15 protein-coding genes and 2 tRNA genes are annotated in these 20,144 nt (G+C 33.5%); 11 read left to right on the top strand and 6 right to left on the bottom strand.

The window, feature by feature from the left end; genetic code table 11:
* Window positions 1–7 precede the first annotated feature (7 nt).
* On the top strand, window positions 8–3,160 hold the full coding sequence (locus tag ACGLWY_RS10220) for an SIR2 family protein (RefSeq protein ID WP_396619572.1): 3,153 nt from the start codon (window positions 8–10) through the stop codon (window positions 3,158–3,160).
* A 269-nt stretch (window positions 3,161–3,429) separates the two neighbouring features.
* On the opposite strand, the gene ACGLWY_RS10215 is transcribed toward ACGLWY_RS10220, so the two are convergent.
* The 4 genes from ACGLWY_RS10215 to ACGLWY_RS10200 form a co-directional block, all read right to left on the bottom strand.
* Window positions 3,430–3,501: transfer RNA gene (locus ACGLWY_RS10215), tRNA-Arg, on the bottom strand.
* A gap of 50 nt (window positions 3,502–3,551) precedes the next feature.
* A tRNA-Asn gene (locus tag ACGLWY_RS10210) sits at window positions 3,552–3,625 on the bottom strand.
* 219 nt (window positions 3,626–3,844) lie between these two features.
* Window positions 3,845–5,176: an RIP metalloprotease RseP gene (gene rseP, locus ACGLWY_RS10205; RefSeq protein WP_396619571.1), complete on the bottom strand. Its 1,332-nt coding sequence runs from the start codon at window positions 5,174–5,176 to the stop codon at window positions 3,845–3,847.
* 73 nt (window positions 5,177–5,249) lie between these two features.
* Window positions 5,250–7,181, bottom strand: a complete 1,932-nt coding sequence (locus ACGLWY_RS10200; protein WP_396619570.1) for a M1 family aminopeptidase — start codon at window positions 7,179–7,181, stop codon at window positions 5,250–5,252.
* Between the two features lie 335 nt (window positions 7,182–7,516).
* Here ACGLWY_RS10200 and ACGLWY_RS10195 point away from each other — a divergent pair, with 335 nt between their 5' ends.
* The 4 genes from ACGLWY_RS10195 (at window position 7,517) to ACGLWY_RS10180 (ending at window position 11,082) form a co-directional block, all read left to right on the top strand.
* Window positions 7,517–8,185 carry an SCO family protein gene (locus ACGLWY_RS10195; RefSeq protein WP_396619569.1) on the top strand — a complete coding sequence of 223 codons (669 nt, stop codon included), beginning with the start codon at window positions 7,517–7,519 and terminating at the stop codon, window positions 8,183–8,185.
* A gap of 370 nt (window positions 8,186–8,555) precedes the next feature.
* Complete coding sequence (locus tag ACGLWY_RS10190; RefSeq protein ID WP_396619568.1) at window positions 8,556–8,786, top strand: ferrous iron transport protein A; 231 nt, start codon at window positions 8,556–8,558, stop codon at window positions 8,784–8,786.
* On the top strand, window positions 8,783–10,882 hold the full coding sequence (gene feoB / locus ACGLWY_RS10185) for a ferrous iron transport protein B (protein ID WP_396619567.1): 2,100 nt from the start codon (window positions 8,783–8,785) through the stop codon (window positions 10,880–10,882). Before ACGLWY_RS10190 ends, feoB begins: the two co-directional genes overlap by 4 nt.
* 62 nt (window positions 10,883–10,944) lie before the next feature.
* The gene (locus ACGLWY_RS10180) at window positions 10,945–11,082 is read left to right on the top strand and encodes a FeoB-associated Cys-rich membrane protein (RefSeq protein ID WP_396619566.1); all 138 of its coding nucleotides are present in this window, start codon (window positions 10,945–10,947) and stop codon (window positions 11,080–11,082) included.
* Between the two features lie 29 nt (window positions 11,083–11,111).
* On the opposite strand, the gene ACGLWY_RS10175 is transcribed toward ACGLWY_RS10180, so the two are convergent.
* A complete protein-coding gene (locus tag ACGLWY_RS10175) occupies window positions 11,112–11,765 on the bottom strand; it encodes a metal-dependent transcriptional regulator (RefSeq protein WP_396619701.1) in 654 nt (217 codons plus the stop codon).
* A gap of 100 nt (window positions 11,766–11,865) precedes the next feature.
* Between ACGLWY_RS10175 and ACGLWY_RS10170 the strand changes: the two genes are divergently transcribed.
* The 6 genes from ACGLWY_RS10170 to ACGLWY_RS10145 all read left to right on the top strand — a co-directional run bounded on the left by ACGLWY_RS10170 (window position 11,866) and on the right by ACGLWY_RS10145 (window position 18,737).
* Window positions 11,866–14,127, top strand: coding sequence for a TonB-dependent receptor domain-containing protein (locus ACGLWY_RS10170; RefSeq protein ID WP_396619565.1), 2,262 nt, complete (start codon window positions 11,866–11,868; stop codon window positions 14,125–14,127).
* A gap of 9 nt (window positions 14,128–14,136) precedes the next feature.
* A complete protein-coding gene (locus ACGLWY_RS10165) occupies window positions 14,137–15,048 on the top strand; it encodes a metal ABC transporter solute-binding protein, Zn/Mn family (RefSeq protein WP_396619564.1) in 912 nt (303 codons plus the stop codon).
* Between the two features lie 234 nt (window positions 15,049–15,282).
* Entirely contained in the window at window positions 15,283–16,020 is a 738-nt protein-coding gene (locus ACGLWY_RS10160) for a metal ABC transporter ATP-binding protein (RefSeq protein ID WP_117173599.1), read from the top strand.
* Between the two features lie 88 nt (window positions 16,021–16,108).
* Complete coding sequence (locus tag ACGLWY_RS10155) at window positions 16,109–17,218, top strand: metal ABC transporter permease (protein ID WP_396619700.1); 1,110 nt, start codon at window positions 16,109–16,111, stop codon at window positions 17,216–17,218.
* Window positions 17,211–18,371 (top strand): metal ABC transporter permease, encoded by a 1,161-nt coding sequence (locus ACGLWY_RS10150; RefSeq protein WP_396619563.1) that lies wholly within the window; start codon window positions 17,211–17,213, stop codon window positions 18,369–18,371. Before ACGLWY_RS10155 ends, ACGLWY_RS10150 begins: the two co-directional genes overlap by 8 nt.
* 6 nt (window positions 18,372–18,377) lie before the next feature.
* Window positions 18,378–18,737 carry a YraN family protein gene (locus ACGLWY_RS10145; RefSeq protein ID WP_396619562.1) on the top strand — a complete coding sequence of 120 codons (360 nt, stop codon included), beginning with the start codon at window positions 18,378–18,380 and terminating at the stop codon, window positions 18,735–18,737.
* A 61-nt stretch (window positions 18,738–18,798) separates the two neighbouring features.
* Here the strand turns inward: ACGLWY_RS10145 and ACGLWY_RS10140 are convergent, their stop codons facing one another.
* Window positions 18,799–20,127 (bottom strand): TlpA family protein disulfide reductase, encoded by a 1,329-nt coding sequence (locus ACGLWY_RS10140; protein WP_396619561.1) that lies wholly within the window; start codon window positions 20,125–20,127, stop codon window positions 18,799–18,801.
* Window positions 20,128–20,144 lie beyond the last annotated feature (17 nt).

Here is a 20,144-nt window from a genome sequence, read left to right as displayed (position 1 = left end):
ATACATTATGGATTTAAAAAACGATACTAAAACTGTGCAATTTCTAGAGGAAACTATATTCCCTAATATGTATAATGAAAATACTATACTTTTTTTGGGAGCAGGTTTTTCACATACTCAAGAAAGAAATTATTTAGGTTCAACCTTAGTTAATTATTATCAAGAAAAGCTAGGAGTTGACCTAGAGACTAAAGATTTAGTTGAATTTATAGATAGAGCTTCCAGATTAGAAAACTTTTCTAGACAGCAGTTTGACCAATATGTAAAAGGGCTTCTACAAAAACTAAAACCTGAAGAAGCTCATAAAAAAGTTGCAACAATGGGTTGGCGTCAAATTGTAACAACAAATATGGATTTACTTTTAGAAAATGCTTACTCTCAAATTCATGGAAAGACTGAAGAATATAAAGAAATTCTACCTATAAGAAGTGTGAATGAATACCAAAAGACCATATCTAAAGACCAGATTAAGTATATAAAACTAAATGGATGCTTGTCTGATTTATCTAAATATAAGTTTATATTTTCAACTCAGGATTTTACAGATAATAAGATTTTTTATAATAAAGTATTATCTAATTTTTCATCACTTACAAATGATGTAAGCTTTCTCTCTATTGGGTATTCTTTTACTGATGGAATCTCAAAAAGATTGCTAGAAGAGTTAAACAAAAACAACCAAAAGAACGATAAAAAAATTTTTAATATTGACCCATTTCCAAATGAAGCTTTAATACCTTTCTTAGAAGAGAATAATGTTATTACTATTCGTATGACTGCCTCTGATTTTTTTGGATATTATGATGATTGGGCAAAAGAAAGATATGCAAGGCAAGAAAGGAAGTTGCCAAAAGTATACTTTAACGCTAGTAATAATAACCCCGTTCAGATTAATGCTAGATTAAATCTAAGATTAAGAAATAACTTAAAACAACTACATAAAAACAATAAAGAGAATAATATACGACCAGATAATTATTATAGAGGGGAAGAACCTAACTACTCTATAATTTTAGACAATTATGATGTACTTAAAAAAGAACTCAATAGAACTATTTTAGATAGTATTTTAAGTGCTGAAATTAAAAACAACTTAATTCCTGTTAATTTTATTGCTGGCTCAAACGGTGTTGGTAAAACTACTGCTGTATTAAGAGCAATTAACCAATTACAAACACAATATGACTATATTGCTTTTGAGCTAGTTGAAATTAATGGTCTTAGAGCGCAAGACTTAGAAGAGCTTTTTAATGCTAGCTCATCAGAAAACATTATACTACTTGCTGATAACGTTGAAAGGCACACATATTTTAAAGAATTAATGACTTTTAGAGTTTCATTAAGTGAACATCAATTCAACAAAAACATAACCATATTAGCTCCCATAAGAGAGAACATATTAGAAATACATTTACTAAATTACAAGTATCAAAACATAAACAGGATAGATGCTAATCACAAATTAACTGATGAAGAAATAAATGATTTAATCTCAAAACTTAAAACACACAGGTTAATAACTGTAAGGGATAAACAAGAAGAAGGCAAAATTAGGGATAAGATTAGAAAAGCATATAGTTCAGACCCATATGTTACTATGTTATCCTTAATTGAAAACAGTACACTTTTAAGAGCTATTTCTGATAATTTAAATCAAATAAATTCTGAAGCACAAATAGCTTTTGAGTTTACTTCTTTGCTATATCAATACAAAATTCCAATGCCAGCAAGTATCTTGAAAAAAATAATAAACATGGATTGGGATGACTTTAAAGTTAACGTGTTAAGAGTAGATTGTAAAGGGTTACTACTTAATGAAATTACATCTCCAATTGATATAAAAGAAGATTTAGTATTTAGAACTAAACACAGAATTATATCTGGAAAATTCATTGAAAGCAGGTATAAGAGCGAGGATAAGCTATTAAAGGCTTTTTTAAAAATAGTTAGAGCTTTAAACCCAAATGACGAGCATGCTAAGATTGTAGTAGATTTATTTAAAGCTATTAGAAAAAATAGAACTTTCAGCCAAAAACAAAAACTAGACAAATTATATGATGAAGCTTCTATAATTTTTACAACACACCCATTATTCAACATACATTACGCTAAAAACTTACAATACAGACGAAGTATAACTCATTTAAAAAAAGCCGCTGAAAGGCTTATGCATGTTGACTCAACCAATGAAAGAAGAAACTCCGCCATTACTCATACTAGAGGAGCAATAGAATTTCAACTAGCTAAACACTATCATAAAGAAAATGATATATATATTAGAGATGAATATCTTTATAGCGCTGAAGAGTTCTTTGAAATTAAAAGAGCAATAGACCCTTTTTCGTCTTATAGTTATTATGATTACTTAGTTCTTGAAATGTGGAAAATTCAGAATTTAAAGTTAACAGATGAAGAAGTTTTAAAACAGCATATTACAATTCAGAACTTATTTATTAAGGCCTATGAGTCGGTAGTTGAAAATACAGAGTACATAGAAAAACTTAGAGGTAAATATGTTAATGAGATTAAAATTAATCAGTTCTCAAAGGCAGAGATTTTAAAACATTTAGAGGAACTATATATCAACCCAGAAACAAGAGTTTTGGCTTTAATATTCAAGTTAAACTCTTTAGAAAATAAAATTCTTGATTTTGGCAATAAATTCCTAACCAATCTAACATCTGAAAATATTATTGATGAGCTAAGTGACTACAACCATTTAGACATTGTAGAAAAAGCATTATTTGATTATCATTGTAATAGACTATATGATATTGACTCTAGAATGGCTCTCAATAGCTTTAATTCGGAACAGTTTGAAGAAAACAATTTCTTTAAATATCATTATTATTCATATATTAAAGAAAGTTATAATCTACAGTTCTCATTTGGCACTAAGCATTTAACAGCACTGAAAAAAGCATTTAACTATTTAAACCCATCTGTTCAAGAAATCTGGCTTGACCAAGAATCTTTAAAGCCCAAGATTTTTACAGGAATTATAAAAAATGTTGGGAATTATAAAATTTATATTGCTTCTCTTGGTAGAGATTTTTATAGATTCAAATCTGAAATTGACATTTTAAAAGGTAACGAGTACTACTGTAATTTAGTTTTTACAGTTAAAGGTATACGTGCCGAAATTATAGGTGAGAAATAAAATATAGATTAGCTATTTTAAAAATAAATTATCAATCGGCTAAAATATATTAACAACTTATTAATAATAAGTTACAAATTAAGTAACATAATAGACACTTTATTTAAGAATAAAACCCAACAGTTCTTTTAGACGAGCTTAAAATAAGCTAAAATAAAGATGGTGGTATGCCTAAATTAACAAGGATCATAACAAAAAGTTGTGATTTAATTAAAAAGGAAAAGGACCCAACTAGCACCCAACCCCGTAGTTCTCCCATAAATAAATAGTGACTCCACCAAGATTCGAACTTGGATCTAAAGTTTAGGAAACTTTTGTTCTATCCCTTGAACTATGGAGCCTTTAAACCAAAAAAGACCTTACATTTCTGTAAAGTCTTTTTCTTGTTTTGCTCCCCCTCTTGGGCTCGAACCAAGGACCCTTTGATTAACAGTCAAATGCTCTAACCAACTGAGCTAAGGAGGAGTGTTAATTGTATTTACTTTTAAGTTTTCATTCATTTCAAAAAAAATTTTGATTGAATGTATACTTTAATTTTCGTTTTTTTTAAAAGAACTTTATCTTACTTTTTTCTAACCTTCCGATACCTATCGGAATAAGCTAAAGAGCAGTGTTATCTCATTTGCCTAAGCGAGCGCAAAGATATATATCTTTTTAATTACTGCAAACATTTTTTAAAAAATTTTAATTAAAAATAGCTTTAAAAATATCATTGCCATTGGCGAACAAAACCAAAGCTATTAATATAAAGAACCCTACCATTTGTGCATACTCCATAAACTTATCTCCTGGTTTTCTGCCAGACACCATTTCATATAACAAAAACATCACATGGCCGCCATCTAAAGCAGGAATAGGCAATAAGTTTAATACTGCCAACATGATAGATAAAAAGGCTGTTAAATACCAAAAGGCTTGCCAATCCCATTGGGCAGGAAACATGTTACCAATAGCTGCGAAACCACCAATTTGTGATGCCCCTTTTTTGGTAAAGATATATTGAAACTGTGCTAAATAATCCTTAACTTCCCAATACCCTTTGCTTATTCCTCCTGTAATGCTTTCAGAAAAACTATATGCTCTGTTTTTCACCTGAATGTAATCGAGATCTGTTACAGTCGATACAACTCCAATAGTTTTGTCTTCTCCTTGAATAATATTTAAGTTTTTAATTTCATTATTACGCTCAACCTCTACATTTAAAGTTTTATCTGTGCTGTTTTTGATTTGATAAGTTAAATCTGAATAATATTCAATAGGCTGCCCGTTTACCGCAATAATCTTGTCAGTCGTTTTTAATCCTGCCTTATCTGCAGGGGAGTTTGCAACAATTGAATCTAGCTGAAATGGATAACGAGGCGCCATGGCTGGTATATCTCCAGCTTCAAAAAGTTTTTGCCCAATATCTTCAGGAAGTTGAATGTCTACAACTGTTCCGTCTGGATGTTCTACTTTAATGTTCTCTACATCTCTAAACATTATATACTTGTTAATGTCTATAGTAAGTTCTTCGAACGGTTTTCCATTTACCGATATGATTTTATCTCCTTGCTGGAAGCCGTAAGTTTCTAAAGTTTTTGCAATTCCATAACCGTATTTAATATCTTCTTTTGTTATATAATTAGTGCCCCAAACAAAAAGCATCATTATAAATAAAAAGAACGCCAAAATAAAATTCACCGTTACACCACCAAGCATAATAATTAAACGTTGCCATGCTGGTTTAGAACGAAACTCCCAAGGTTGTGGTGGTAAAGCCATTTGCTCGGTATCCATGCTTTCATCTATCATACCGGATATTTTAACATAGCCTCCTAATGGTAACCAGCCAATACCATAAACAGTATCGCCTATTTTCTTTTTAAAGAGTGAAAATTTAACATCGAAAAATAAATAGAATTTTTCTACCCTTGTTTTAAACAGTTTTGCTGGGATAAAATGTCCCAATTCGTGTAAAACAACTAATATGGAAAGGCTTAATAATAATTGAGCCGCTTTTATTAAAAATACAGACATGTATTAGGTTTTTTTTATAATCGGACAAAAGTACGCTTTTAACATCATTTAGAAAACATAATACTAGGTATTACTAATTTTTTAACACCGTTTTATTAATTACGCCTTGATTAGTATGGAATTGAATAAAAAGAATGCCCGATGCAAACGATGTTACATTAATGGTCGGTGACCAACTAGATGTATATAATAATTGACCCAGTACGTTAAACATTTTAACCTCATTAACCTCTACATAATCTGGTTTAATAAAGTTAAACTCCTTGGCAGTCGGGTTTGGATAAATAAGGAATTTTGATTGTAAATCTGAGCTATCTAAAGCTTGCGAAACGCTATTGTTTTTTGAAATTAAATCGGCTTCCGGGTCAAACTGGATAGAAGATACCGTAAAATTAACCGCACTTAAAAAATCTTCATTGTTCACTGTATTGTTAAGTGTTATATCTAAAATTTCACCTGAAACCCCTAAAAGTCGCAAAGGCACTGGGTCTTCAAAATAAGTTACTGACGGATCACTTTGCGTTTGCTGGATATTAATGAGCACTTGACTGGGTGTTGGTTGACTCCATTGAACTGTATACGACGGATACCCTTCATTATACAACCAGTCGTTAAAAAACGCTGTTAAGTTTTCGCCACTTGCAGCTTCCATGATGCTTATAAAATCTGGCGTTTTAGCATAGTCATAGGCATGGTTTGGGCTACTTAAATAATTTTTTACCCCTTGAAAAAAATTAGCATCACCTAGTTTTTTTCTTAACATGTGTAATACCATAGCACCTTTATCATAGGTTAATCGACCACTAAAAATTCTATTTACGCTAGCAGTATCGGCATCTGTTAAATAAACAGCACCATTAGTTGCAGATGTAATGGATGTCGTGCGTTGTTGTTTCCAATTTGTAAATGCGGTAGTACCATCAAGATTTTCAACAGTTAGCCCCGATAAATAGGTTGCAAAACCCTCATTCAACCAAATATCTTTCCAGCTTCCACAAGTAACTTTGTTTCCAAACCATTGATGCGCCAATTCGTGAGCAATTAAATTTCTGTTAAAACTACCCATAAATGATACGGTTGTGTGTTCCATACCACCACCCCAACCAAACTGTGCATGTCCATATTTTTCGTTTGCAAATGGATATTCTTCAAATAAATTGGTAAATAGGTTCATAATATCTACCGTAACGGGCGTACTGGATTGTGCCAAACTTAAACTTTCGGGATACACATAATTTACAATATCAAAAGGGTTTCCATTATTTGGTACCGTATGCGAATACACTTCGTAATTGGTTACGGCTATGGCTATTAAATAAGCAGGAATAGGATACCTGTGTTTAAAGTGTGTGGTTTTATTACTTCCGTTAATTACTTGACTTTGCTCTAATCCGTTTGAAACAGCAATATACGCTTCGTTTGAAGGGTTGAATCTGGGTGTGGTAATAAACACATCCAACGAATCTGCCTTATCATTTAAGTCTTGCTTACATGGCCACCAGCCTTTGGCTCCATAGGGCTCAGAAAGTGTCCAAACAATAGGATTACCATTATGTTGATTTTGCTCAAAAGAACCAAGACCAGAACTTATGGGATTTCCAGAATAGGTAACGGTTAACGAATCCAAAACACCTGAATTTTGAATTGTAGGTAAGGTAATTACCAACTCGTCATCACTATTTTGGACGAACGAAAGGACATTACCGCGCTGGGAAACTTGCGAAACGACCATGTTACTTGTTAATTCTAAAGTGACTTGGTTTAGATTTGCTTTGGCTTCAAAATATGTTGTTACGTTGCCAGAAATAAAAGCCTCTGAAGGATCTAAATTAAATTCTAATCGGTAATATTTTACGTCATAATTTCCTGTATTTATATTAGCCTTTTGAAGCATCTTTTTCATAGCAGAAGAAGCTTCAGCAGTTCTAATAGACTTTAATGTTTCATTAAAATCTTGCCCAAAAAAAGGGGATGAAAACAAACAAAATATAAATAACAGTCGCATTTTCATTTTTATGATTTCTTTTTAAGCATTTTAGTATTGAAGTGATTTAAACTTTTTGTTTGTAAGCGAAAAATTTAACCTTGCTCCAGCTGGCTCGTTCGCTAAAATAACCCACCGGGTTATTTTTTACGCTCCGCCCTGTTTCATAATGAAGTCTTTTTTAAGTCGCATAGCAGTGTTACGGGACTTAAAAAAGTCAAAATTAGGGAGCAAAATGTGAATTTTGCAGGTAAAAGAAAAAGTTTAAATCACTTCGTTGTTAAAAATACCATTTTATTATTTATGTGTCGTATTTTTGCAATCATTACCTTAATTATAAGCCTTAATTTATATTCATGCTTTCTTTTTTTAAAGACTATAAAACTTTTGGAATTGTATTTTTGATTTTATCTATCATTATCGTTTCCATTATATATAATACACTAAATGTGTACCAACCACTGCCTATTTACCAGCCAGCCATGGTAAGTACCGAGTTGGTCGATAGCACGATTCAATATCAAAAAAAATACCATAAAATTGCCGATTTCAAACTTATCAATCAAAACGGAAAAACGATTACCCAAGACGATTATAAAGATAAAATTTATGTTGCCGATTTCTTTTTTACCACCTGCCAAACGATTTGCCCGATTATGACAAACCACATGGCGCAAATACAAAAAGCACTTATTAATGACGATGACGTACTATTGCTTTCGCACACCGTAACACCAAAAATTGATACGGTAGCACAACTAAAGCGTTATGCTTTGGAAAAAGGTGTGATTGATGCCAAATGGAATTTAGTTACTGGTGATAAAAAGCAAATTTATGAGTTGGCAAGAAAGAGCTATTTAGCAGTAAAAGATTTTGGTGATGGTGGTGATTTTGATATGATACACACCGAAAATTTTATGCTTATTGACAAAAAACGCCAAATTCGTGGGTTTTATGACGGCACCAATGCTGAAGATATTGATAAATTACTTGAAGATATTGAAATTCTTAAACAGGAAAAGTAGGTTTTTTGTTTAGTTGTATGTTGTTAAGCTGATTTACTTTAGTACATGACAAAAATTGAAGCATATCACATGGAGCTTATCGAAGTCTATTATCATTTCTTCCTTCATGTAGCTTTGACAAGCTCATACTTCGACAAGCTCTGTATGACAGGCATATTTTAATACCATTCCAGATGTCAGACTGAGTCTGTCGAAGTCCAATCCTAACACTTTTGTATACAGTTTTGGTTTTTTGTCATGTACCAAACTGATTTACAACTTAACAACTCCACAACAAACAACTAAACTTCTTAAAACTTTTAAACCTTTAAACTTTTCCCTTTTAAACTTTTCCATTACTTTTGCTTCTTTAAAATCAATCTAAATAAGTTTGCAAAACACATTAGCCGATTTAAAACGAGGTGAACGCGCCATTATCGTAGATGTTTCGTCCATCCATATTCCTTTAAAACTTTTAGAAATGGGTTGTTTACCTGGTAATTTGGTAGAACTTGTTCAGTTGGCACCATTTAAAGATCCTATGTATTTAAACATTAATGGCACCCATTTAGCAATTAGAAAAGAAACAGCTGTTCATATTTTAATTGAAAAAGAAATATGAGTAAACAAATAAATGTAGCCTTAATAGGAAACCCAAATACGGGTAAAACCTCTGTTTTTAATGCTTTAACGGGTTTAAATCAAAAAGTCGGGAATTACCCTGGTATTACTGTTGAAAAAAAAGAAGGGATTTGTAAGTTGCCTCGTGGTGTTAAAGCACATATTATAGACTTACCGGGTACTTATAGCTTAAATGCATCGTCACTGGATGAAAATGTTGTTATAGAACTGCTTTTAAATAAAAACGATAAGGATTTCCCTGATATTGCTGTTGTTGTAACCGATGTCGAAAATTTAAAACGCAATCTGTTGCTTTTTACCCAAATTAAAGATTTAGAAATTCCAACCTTATTGGTTATTAATATGGCAGATAGAATGCGCTATAAAGGGATTTCTTTAAATATCGATTATTTAGAATCCCAACTTAAAACCAAAATAGCGTTAATCAGCACTAGAAAAAATGAAGGTATTGATAATTTAAAACACTTAATTGCTAATTATAAAGATGTATCTGTTACACCCTGTCTCAATGCTTCAGATATTGATAAGGAATACTTTGATAATTTACAAAAAGCGTTCCCAAATCAGCTATTATACAAGTTATGGCTTGTTATAACCCAAGACGTAAACTTTGGGAAAACAGATAGAAATGAAGTTGAAGCTGTCGCCAATTTTAAAACTAAAAGTAAAGCCGATCTAAAACGATTACAGCAAAAGGAAACCATAAAGCGTTACCAGTTTATAAACAATGTCCTTAAAGAAGGACAAACGATTGACGTATCGCAAGCCAAAGATTTACGTTCAAAACTAGACCGTGTTTTAACCCATAAAATCTGGGGGTATTTTATTTTCTTCATTATTTTACTAACCATTTTTCAAGCTATTTATGATTGGTCTAGCGTGCCAATGGACTTTATTGATAGTGCTTTTGCCTCTTTAAGCGAATGGACTAAAAACCAATTGCCACAAGGTGCCTTTACCAATTTATTGGCCGAAGGTATTATTCCAGGACTTGGGGGTATTGTTATTTTCATTCCTCAAATTGCTTTTTTATTCTTATTTATTTCGGTACTTGAAGAAAGTGGTTATATGAGTCGCGTGGTGTTTCTAATGGATCGTGTGATGCGTCGCTTTGGGTTAAGTGGAAAAAGTGTTGTGCCTTTAATTTCGGGAACTGCTTGTGCCATTCCTGCTATTATGGCAACTAGAAATATTGAAAGTTGGAAAGAACGTTTAATAACTATTTTAGTAACGCCGTTTACGACCTGTTCTGCCAGATTGCCGGTGTATTTGATTATTATATCATTAGTCATTCCCGAAGGGCGCTTTTTAGGGTTGGGGTATCAAGCTTTAATCTTGATGCTTTTATACTTTATAGGATTTGCAACAGCCGTTCTTTCTGCCTATATTTTAAACAAGGTTTTAAAAATAAAAAGCAAAACGTTTTTTGTGGTTGAAATGCCTAATTATAAGCTTCCCATGTTTAAAAATGTGGCGCTTACGGTGTTGGAAAAAACAAAATCATTTGTGTTTGGTGCAGGAAAAATAATCCTAGCTATTTCCATCATTTTATGGTTTTTAGCATCGTATGGTCCTGGCGATAATTTTAATAATGCCGAAACTATTGTTAAAACCGAGTATGCATCACAACAATTATCTGAAGAAGAAATAAGTCAGCATATAGCATCTTATAAATTAGAGCATTCCTACATAGGCATTACAGGCCGTGCTATTGAGCCCGTTATTAGACCATTGGGTTACGATTGGAAAATAGGGATTGCTATAGTAAGTAGTTTTGCTGCTCGCGAAGTGTTCGTGGGCACGCTTGCAACCATTTATAGTGTAGGAAATGATGATGAAGCCACCATAAAAAACCGTATGGCAGCAGAAGTAAACCCCATTTTAGGAGGTCGTTTATTTAATTTTGCATCGGGAATTTCATTACTGCTTTTTTATGCTTTTGCTATGCAATGCATGAGTACCTTGGCTATTGTAAAAAAAGAAACCAATAGTTGGAAATGGCCTACATTGCAATTGGTAATTATGAGTAGTTTTGCTTATGTTGTTGCATTAATAGCCTATCAATTTTTAAAATAATAAATTCCAGCTTTCGCAGGAATCTTTTGAAATGAAACTAAAGTAACCTCGACAAACCAAACATGAACACCATCATTCAAAATATATTGGTTTTTACAGCAATTGTATTTGCCTTAATCTTTTTGATTAAAAAATTTGTTTGGAAAAAATCGAAATCAAAAAAATCTTGTGGTGGCGATGATGGCTGTGGGTGTGGTTAAAAACAAAAAAATCAAGATGAATTCTCCATCTATACTTTCTCCACAAACAAATTGTTAGCTACAGTTTGGGAAATGCTTATTGAAGTATCTCCAATTTTAATTACCATGGAATCATCAAAATCCTCTCTAGACAAAACCGTGATTTCTGAGCCCAATGCTATTTTGTGTTTATCCAAATACTTTAAAAAAGCAGAAGATGTATCTTTAACACCCACACAAATTCCTTTGGCATTATCAGCTAAATTAAAAAGTAATATTTTATCAGTCTTTTTTATATCTCCCGATTTATCCGGAATAGGATCTCCGTGTGGATCATGCGTGGGGTAATCAAGTAATTTATCCAATTCATCAATAAGCTTTTCAGATTTTATATGCTCAAGCTGTTCTGCTATTTCATGTACCTCATCCCAAAAGAAATTAAGTTTTTTAACTAAAAAAACCTCCCATAGACGATGCTTTCTAACTATTTCAGCAGCTGTTTTTTTTCCTTTTACTGTAAGACTTACCCCTTGGTATTTTTTATGATTAACATACCCTTTTTCAGCCAATTTCTTCATCATATCCGTAACCGATGATGCTTTGGTTTCCAAAGCATCGGCAATACTATTTGTACTTACAGTATGAACCCCATATTTTCCTAATTGGTAGATGGTTTTTATGTAATTTTCTTCTGTTAGAGTAATCATAAATGTATAATTAAACCGTAAATATAGTTTATTATTGTTTTAGAATTAATTTTTAGATTAATCTAAATTAATATTTATATTTGCAAAAAATTAATTTATGAAATGTTTAATTATATTTTTAAGCACTATCTCAATATCGTTGAACGCACAACAAATAACCGGAAGTGTAATTTATGATGGTGAGCCATTACCTTATGTTAATGTTTACCTTAAAGGCACTTCCAAGGGTACCACAACAGATGAAAATGGCTTTTACAAAATTAATGCCATTGAAGCTGGAAACTACACCATTTTAGCATCTTTTACGGGATTTCAAACTCAAAGAAAAAACATAACTGTTTCGTCTAATCCACTAGTTATAAATTTCGATTTAAAAGAATCCGGATTACTTGAAGAAGTGGTAGTTACCGGAACCCTAAAGGCTGTATCCCGTTTGGAAAGTCCTGTTCCAGTTGAAGTATATACCCCCGTATTTTTCAAAAAAAATCCAACACCAAATATTTTTGAAGCCCTGCAAGGCGTGAATGGGGTACGCCCTCAAATTAATTGTAATGTGTGCAATACAGGCGATATTCATATTAATGGTCTAGAAGGCCCATACACCTTAGTATTAATTGACGGCATGCCTATAGTTAGTGGTTTATCTACTGTTTATGGCTTATCGGGCATCCCTAACTCATTAATTGAACAAATTGAAATAGTAAAAGGGCCTGCGTCTTCTCTATATGGAAGTGAAGCCGTTGGTGGTCTCATTAATATCATAACCAAGCTTCCAGAAAATGCCCCCCGATTTTTTGCAGATAGCTATGCCACTGGTTGGGGAGAAGTGAATCTGGATTTGGGATATAAAACCAATGTAGGGTCGAAAGCCAGTCTTCTTACTGGAATCAATTATTTTAATTATAACAACCCTATAGATAATAACAACGATAATTTTACCGATTTAACCCTTCAAAATAGAATTTCAATATTTCAAAAATGGGATTTTGAACGAAAAAACCAAAGAGTATTTTCTCTTGTAGGACGTTATTTTTATGAAGACCGATGGGGAGGTGAAATGCAATGGAATCCTTCATATAGAGGTGGCGATGAGATTTATGGAGAAAGCATTTATACGTCACGCTTTGAAGCTTTAGGAAAATACCAATTACCTGTTGAAGAAAAAATATTGTTTCAGTTTTCATATACCGATCATGATCAAAATTCGGTTTATGGCAATGTTCCATATTTGGCTCAACAACGTATTGGTTTTGGACAATTTACCTGGGATAAAACCTTAAAGAATCATGACCTTTTATTTGGAACATCGTTACGTTATAATTACTACAATGATAACACGCCGGCTACAGAAGAGGCAAATAATGTGGTCATTCCATCTATATTTATACAAGATGAAATAAAATTTCACGAGAAGCATACATTATTATTGGGAACACGCTATGATTATGACAAAAGACATGGCAATATATTCACGCCTCGAATCGCTTACAAATTTAAACCTAGCGCCAATGATATTTTTAGACTAAATGCCGGAACAGGTTTTAGAGTCGTTAATATCTTTACCGAAGAACATGCCGCATTAACAGGAGCTAGGGATGTTATAATTACAGAGGCATTAAAACCCGAACGTTCTTATAATGTTAATATTAATTACTTAAAAAAGTTTTATACAAAAAGTGGTATGATAATGGGGTTGGATATTTCCGCTTGGTATACCCATTTCACCAATTTAATTATTCCTGATTATGACACAAATCCTAATGAAATAATATACGACAACCTAAACGGAAAAGCTGTTACAAAAGGCATAAGTATTAATTACGATGCTATTATTACTAGTGGTGTAAAACTACTGGTTGGAGGCACATTTCAAGACGTATCCCAAACAGAAAACAATATTACAAAACGTCAAATTTTAACGGAACGCTTTACAGGAACATGGGCTGCATCCTATAAAAATTATAAATACAACCTAACTTTAGATTATACTGGCAATATTTATGGTCCTATGCGTTTGCCTTTATTAGGTGACTCGGATCCTCGTAAAGAGAATTCGCCTGTTTGGAGCATTCAAAATATTCAGCTAACCTATGATGGTTTAAATAATTTCGAAATATACGGTGGCGTAAAAAACCTATTAAACTGGACTCCCAATAAAGGAAACCCTTTTATTATTGCTAGAGCACACGATCCGTTTGATAAAAATGTTGATTTTGATAGCAATGGCAATGCTTTGGTAAACAATGACCCTAATAGTCCTAAATATAACCCATACGGATTAACGTTCGACCCGTCTTATGTGTACGGTCCAAATCAAGGAATACGATTATTTTTTGGATTACGATATACTTTAAATTAATTTTGATAAATGAATAAACATATCCTTACACTAACCTTTATTGCTATATTATTTAGCTGTAAAAACAACAAGCAAAACAATGGCAAGCTTAACGTTGTAACCACCACTACAATGATTACCGATTTGGTAAACAATATTGGTGGCGATTTAATAAACGTGCAAGGCCTTATGGGAAGCGGTGTCGACCCACATTTATATAAAGCGAGTGAGGGTGATGTCACAAAACTGGTCAATGCCGATATTATCTTTTATGGCGGACTGCATTTAGAAGGTAAGCTCGTTGAAGTGTTTGAAAAAATGGCACACCAAAACATAAAAACCATTGCAGTTTCAGATGCCTTAGATGCTAAAACTCTTATTAGTTCTGAATATTTTCAAGGAAATTACGATCCACATATTTGGTTTAACATCGGTTATTGGAAAACCATAACCAATTATGTAGTTAAAACCTTATCGGAAGCCAGCCCCGAAAACAAAGGCGCGTTTGAAGCAAATGGGAAACGCTATATCGAGCAACTTAACCAGTTGGAGATAGAAATAAAATCCATTATCGATACACTTCCAAAAGATAAACGTATTTTAGTAACGGCACATGATGCCTTTAGTTATTTTGGAAAAGAATATGGGTTTAATGTAGTAGGCTTACAGGGTATTTCAACAGCTACCGAAGCCGGTGTACAAGATGTTCAAAAACTAGCTTCCTTTATTATTGAACACCAAGTGAAAGCTATTTTTGTTGAAAGCTCGGTTCCTAAACGCACTATTGAAGCGCTTCAGGCAGCTGTAAATTCTAAAAATCATCATGTTGCCATTGGTGGAACTCTTTATTCTGATGCTTTAGGAAGCGCAGGAACAGTTGAAAGCACCTATATTGGTATGTTTAAATACAATGTAAACACAATAGTGAATGCATTAAAATAGAAATAAAAAATTTCTTGAAACAGACTATCCTCGAGTCAAAGCCATAGAGGTATTTCGCATGTTTCATTTTGACCTCTGGGGCAAAAACCGAAATTTTGTATTTTACCTCACCCAGAACTGCCTTTTCGGGCAGTTCTGACCTCTCCAAAGGAGAGGTGAATTGGATACCCCGAGGCAAGGCCTTCGGGGAATTATTTGAATTAATTAGAAGCCATTCCTGCTAAAAACAATAATATGAGTAAAAATATAGCCGTACAAGTAGACGATTTAACGGTAGCATACAATTACAAGCCTGTACTTTGGGATATCGATCTAGAAATTCCCGAAGGTGTACTCATGGCTATTGTAGGTCCTAACGGCGCGGGAAAATCAACCCTTATAAAATCTATTTTAGGCATTTTAAAACCCATTGCAGGAAGTATTTCCATCTACGGTAAGCCATACAACAAACAACGCCACCTTGTGGCTTATGTGCCTCAAAAAGGTAGTGTAGATTGGGACTTTCCAACAACCGCTTTAGACGTGGTTATGATGGGAACTTACGGCAGTTTGGGTTGGATAAAACGTCCTGGACAAAAAGAAAAGAAAGCAGCTTTGGAAGCTTTGGAAAAAGTAGGCATGCTATCCTTTAAAGGCAGACAGATTAGTCAGCTTTCTGGCGGACAGCAGCAACGTATTTTTTTAGCTAGAGCTTTGGTTCAAGATGCCGCCATCTATTTTATGGATGAGCCTTTTCAAGGTGTCGATGCTACTACAGAAATTGCCATTATCAATATCTTAAAAGAATTACGCAAAGCCGGCAAAACAGTTATTGTAGTACACCACGATTTACAAACCGTACCGGAATATTTTGATTGGGTAACTTTTTTAAACGTTAAAAAAATTGCCACAGGCCCCGTAAAGGATATTTTTAATGATGACAACCTAACAAAAACCTATGGTATTAACTATAAAGTAAGTATTCAGGAATAAAATTTTAAATGTCATCCTGAACTTGATTCAGGAGCTCATCAAAATATCTCAAAATAAAACTCTAAAAATCATAGAACTAAAAGACTACATAGAACTCCTAATAAGTGATTACACACTTCGCACCATTACGCTTGGCACTGCAATTCTTGGGGCTATAACAGGCATGTTGGGCAGTTTTGCTGTATTAAGAAAACAAAGCTTACTTGGCGATGCCATTTCGCATGCTGCGCTTCCCGGAATAGCTATTGCCTTTTTAATCACTGGTATTAAAGATAGCCATGTATTACTTTTGGGAGCTTTAATTAGTGGACTTATAGGCACGTTTTGGATACGAGGAATTATTACCAAAACACATTTAAAATCGGATACCGCTTTGGGCTTAATCCTATCTGTCTTTTTCGGATTTGGAATGCTACTGCTCACCTTTATTCAAAAACAGCCTAATGCCAACCAAGCAGGTTTAGACAAATATTTATTTGGGCAAGCCGCCACCCTAGTTGAAAGCGATGTTTGGTTAATGACTATAGTTACCAGTATTTGTCTAATCATCATGTTACTATTCTGGAAAGAATTTAAAATACTATTATTTGATGCCGATTATACCAAAACCTTAGGGTTTAACACAAAAACAATTGATGTTTTAATCACCTGTTTCATAGTATTGGCTATTGTTTTAGGCTTGCAAACAGTCGGTGTGGTATTAATGAGTGCCATGCTTTTAGCGCCTGCTGCTGCTGCACGACAATGGACAAACAGTTTAAGTACCATGGTAATACTCGCAGCTGCTTTTGGTGCCTTTTCCGGTGTTGTTGGCACAGCCATTAGTGCCAGCCAGAACAATCTGTCTACGGGTCCGGTAATTGTTATTGTTGCCAGTGTTTTTGTTTTGGCCTCTTTTATCTTTTCTCCTAACCGAGGTTTACTGTTTAGGCAAATTCGCTTCATTAAAAACCGTCACGATTTAGAGCTTCATAAAACATTGTCTTTCATGTATCGTATTGCAGAAAATCACGATAACATATCACATCCGCATGCCATTAAAATATTGAATAACTTCCATGGTTTTACAAAAGGTACGCTCCAAAAATTAGTAGATAAAAATTATGTAACGCTCGATGGTAATATGTGGAGCTTAACCGAACAAGGTTATAAAACAGCAGCTAATTTATACAACCAGCAATCGCAAGAACATGAATAATGCACAAATTGAAATACAAATAATTGCCAGTCTTGTAGCTATAGCTTGTGCCATTCCTGGAACATTTTTAGTGCTTCGGAAAATGGCCATGATTAGCGATGCTATTAGCCATTCTATTTTACCAGGAATTGTTATTGGATTCTTTATAACCCAAGATTTAAATTCACCGCTATTAATTCTTTTAGCTGCTTTAACAGGAATTATTACAGTAATTTTAGTAGAACGCATTCAAAAAACAGGTTTGGTTAAAGAAGACACCGCTATAGGCTTAGTGTTTCCTGCGCTGTTCAGCATAGGTGTTATTCTTATAGCTAAAAATGCCAACGATGTACATCTAGATGTTGATGCCGTATTATTAGGGGAACTCGCATTTGCACCATTCGATAGGCTCATGATTTCTGGAATTGATGCCGGTCCAAAATCGTTATGGATTATAGGAAGCATTTTAACCGTTACTATTGGGCTATTAATTGCCTTTTTTAAGGAATTAAAAATTAGCACCTTCGATGCCGGTCTATCGGCATCCTTAGGTTTTTCTCCAGCCATTATGCATTATGGCTTAATGACGGTTTCTTCAATAACGACCGTTGGCGCTTTTGATGCCGTTGGCGCTATTTTGGTGGTCGCCTTAATGATTGCCCCTGCGGCAACAGCCTATCTCCTTACTACCAATTTAAAGAAAATGCTTGGCTTAGCCATATTTTTTGGAATCTTTAGTGCCATTTCAGGCTACTGGGTTGCACATGGGTTAGATGCATCAATAGCAGGTTCCATTACTACCATGTTGGGCATTATCTTTTTTATTGTGTATTTGTTTGCACCTAGTAAAGGTATTATTGCCATGTTATACAGAGAAAGACAACAACGCACCGAAGTTTCTTTACTTACTTTTTTATTACATTTAAAGAATCATAGCGAAGAAAGCGAGCGTCATGTAAATCATTTAAACGAGCATATTAATTGGCAAAAAGTGCGATCGAAAACGGTATTAGACCTCGCATTAAAAAATAACATGATTACCATAAACAATCACATTGTTTTTTTAACTGAAAAAGGAAATGAATTCACCTCTCAAGCAATTGATTATATTATCACCAATGAAAATGCCCAAATAGAACACATGAAAGAAGATTTCTTTCTGTTTAGAGGCTAACAACTTATGGCACAACACAACGAACTTGGTAAAAAAGGCGAGCAACTAGCTGTCGATTTTCTGTTGAAAAACGGTTATGATATTTTAGAACGCAATTATAGATTTGATAAAGCCGAAGTAGACATTATTGCGCAAAAAGACACTATTTTGGCCATTGTGGAAGTAAAAACGCGTTCGACTATCGATTTTGGAAATCCGCAAGATTTTGTAAAACCTAAGCAGATACAACGTTTGGTTAAAGCAGTTGATGAATATGTAACGGTAAACGAGTTAGATGTTGAAGTCCGCTTTGATATCATCGCCATTGTAAAAAGAGGAAAAACATTGAACATAGAACATTTAGAAAACGCATTTTATCATTTTTAATTCCTGCTAAGGTAGGACATAAATAACCAATATAATGCTGAAACAAGTTCAGCATGACATTCTATTTACCTAAAACCGTTTTTAAAACTTCAATATCTTCTGGCTTTTTTAAAATATGCTTGTTTTTATCGAGCACAAAATAGGTTGGTGTTGTGGTAACTCCATAATCGTTTCCTATTTTATTATCCCATTTGCCTAACCCAAGTACGTGAATAAATTCTGGGTAGCTTTTAATTTTTTCTTTCCATACTTTATTATCGTCTTCCAAACCTATGGCAATGACCTTAAGTTTATCCTTAGCACGGGATTTAATAAATTTTTGTAATTGCGGAATTTCTTCTAAACAATGTGAACAGGTACTGCTCCAAAAAACAATGATATACTTTTCGGCACTATTTAATTCGCTTAATTTTTTAGTTTCTTTTTTGTTGTCTTTTTCAATTACAAAAGAAAAATCAGGGGCTTTATGACCAATAGACAGGTTGTTGTAACGCGTTAAGGCATCTATAAGCTCTTTATCTTTTAACTGATTTGCAATATCTAATAAATAGTTTTTAGAAATATGATTTGCGACAGGTTCTAACCTTAAATCTACCATTTCTTGCCACAAGTCTACCAATAAAATACGCTTAATGCTTGCTGGAACTGTTTTTATGGCATTGCAAAATACATCAATATTGCTTTTGTAATTGGTAATGTTGTCTTTACCCTCAGCCGATACCCCAAACACATAATTAAGCATGCGCTCTTGTAAAAAACTAGAACTTTGAAGTGTTTTGCTATTAAAATCTATGTTATCAAAATAATGGGTTTTCAAATTCTTTACATAGGTTTTAACATCTTCATACTTTTTGGGTATGTATGGTTTATTTGCTTTTATAAAATGTAGGGCAATGGTATTATCAGCCTGTTTTTCATACTGAATTTGCGTTTCTCGTTGCTTTTTAAAAATAGCCTTTAAAGCCAAAGTGTCTTTACTGTCTTCTCTAAAATAATTACTGATACTTTGGGTTATGGCAGACATACTACTAGTATAGGATGCCAGTAATTTATTCTCTATTGATGATTTAAACGAAATACCAGTTTCAGAATTAAAAGTAAGTGTAACATCTTCCTTTCCATTGTAAATAACATCAAAATTAAAGTCTTCTTGCGGAACCGCATAAACCACTCTGTATATGCCTGCTGGAGCTGAAGCATCTAATTTAAATTGAAAACTCCCGTCCTTTTGAACATTCGCATTTGTAATATAATCAGACACTGTTGGCGTTACTTTGTATAATAAAACCACTTCATAATCTTTGGCTGGAGAAAACACACCTTTAATGGTGTGTTGCGCCAAAAGAATACTTGGTAATAACATTAATAAAGCAACTAGTTTAGATAACATGGTTTTAAGTTTTTTTT

It is taken from the genome of Mariniflexile sp. HMF6888 (genome assembly GCF_044335535.1).
Lineage (GTDB): Bacteria > Bacteroidota > Bacteroidia > Flavobacteriales > Flavobacteriaceae > Mariniflexile.
The sequence above is the reverse complement of the archived record's forward strand: the minus strand, read 5'-3'. Positions and strand labels throughout refer to the sequence as shown.